Source organism: Bartonella sp. TS25HLJMH (assembly GCF_042193505.1).
Lineage (GTDB): Bacteria > Pseudomonadota > Alphaproteobacteria > Rhizobiales > Rhizobiaceae > Bartonella > Bartonella grahamii.
Genome location: NZ_JBHILV010000055.1, coordinates 1 through 2009 on the forward strand (window position 1 = coordinate 1; position 2009 = coordinate 2009).

General features: G+C 41.8%; 1 pseudogene. It reads right to left on the reverse strand.

Annotated elements, in window-relative coordinates:
- Positions 1-2009, reverse strand: a pseudogene (locus tag ACFINF_RS09065) (hypothetical protein); the annotation flags it as partial.

The window sequence follows — 2009 nt, forward strand, 5'->3', positions numbered from 1 at the left end:
CAATTTCAGTACCAGATTCATTAACGGTCTTAACCTTGAATGTAGGAGCTACCCATTCTCCATTCTCATAGCTAGCATTACCGCCTAAAGACTTCGCAACATTACTGCCAAGAGAATAAAGCTGACCACCATTCACAGCATCATATGAACTATCAGTTATTTTTCCTTCAGCTACATTATGCAATCCAACCTGACCCTTGCTCGGATCTCCAAAAGTCACACTATTCTTATTAACTTTAGGCGCTGATCTGGTAAGTGTACTGACCTCTTCTGTATCTTCTTCTATATCGTAGAAAACCGCTACAGAACGCACGTCATTAATTTCGGTAGAAAGTTTTGTCACATTCTCATCAAGCTGGTCTTTGTTAACAGCTTCATTACCTTTCACGGCTTCTTTCACACCAGAAAGAGTCCGGTCTGCTTGGTCCTTATTGGCGATATTGATTTCTGTACCACCTTTTTCCGCTCCAATGGTAATACGATTAGTCTTGTCTTCTTGTTTAACAAGGCTATCACTTATCATAGTGTTAATCTCATCATGAATACTCGTGAAAGAATTACCAACACCTGCAAAAGCATCCGCTACATTCTTATAGGACTCCTCAGTAAGATCGCCATCAGAACCGATTTGTTTGACCTTGAAATTTGGAGCGGTCCATGCGCCATTCTCATAGCCAGCGCCACCGCCTAAAGACTTCGCAACACTGCTCCCTAGGCTATGAACCTGGGAACCATTTACTGCATCCGTTGAGCTTTTATTAATTGCTCCATTTGCAAGAGACGTAATCTTGCTGTTGGCTCTTTCTTTACCTTCTCCATGAAGAGCTACAAAAGCCTGCGCATCGTTGTCCCATGACAAAGAATCTTGCGCAACACCTTGAGAGACTTCCTTAATACGCTGGTTCACATTCTTGATATTTGTATCAAGACCTGCAAAGGCTGTGCCAACATCTTTAAATTCGCTTTCTTCTACTTCACCCTCTGTAGAAACTTTAGATAATTTATAGGTTGGACCAGTAAAAGCGCCATCTTTAAAAGAAGTATCTCCTCCCAAGAATTTGGCAACATCTTCAGAGACTTTATTAAGCTGGGAACCATTGACCGCATCATGAGAATCCTTGGCAATCTTACCCTCAGCAATATTATGGAGACCAACGGGAGCTGAATCTTTACCCTTCCCAAAAGTCACACTGCCATAATTAGTTTTATCATCTGAATCCTTATCATAGAGAACAACCGCAGAATCTTCAGACTGAAGAGTATCAGAGAGCTCCTTCAAACTTTTATCAAGCTGTCCCTTATTAACTGCTTCATTATCATTCGCTGCTTCTTTTACCCCAGAAAGGGTCCGGTCTTGGCCTTCATTGTTCGCAAGAGTGATTTCTGTACCACCTGTCTCTCCACCAATCTTGACAACCTTTGTTTCTGCATCTTGTTTAACAAGGCTATCGCCTACAACTTTGCTAATCTCCTTGTTAATCTCATTGTGAATGTTCGTGAAAGATGTACCAACACCCTCAAAGGCTTCCGCTACACTATCATAGCTGTTTTCTTCAATATCACTACCATCATCCTTGACAGTCTTAACTTTGAAACTTGGAGCGGTCCATGCGCCATTCTCATAGCTAGCATTACCGCCTAAAGACTTCGCAACACTGCTGCCAAGAGTATAAAGCTGATTACCCGCTACTGCATCCGTTGAGCTTTCAGAAATATCTCCATTTGCAAGAAACTTAATCTTGCTATGGGCTTTCGCATCATCTTTTCCATGCTGTGCTACAAAGGCACCTTCATCCTCGCTCCACAACAACGCATTCTGCTTAATCTGTTCAGTAACCTCTGTGTTGCTTTCTGTAACCTCTTTTTGAAGATTCGCAAAAGAAGTACCAACACCCTCAAAAGCAGCTACTACACTACTATAGTCCTTATCTTCAATTTCAGTACCAGATTCATTAACGGTCTTAACCTTGAATGTAGGAGCTACCCATTCTCCATTCTCATAGCTAGCA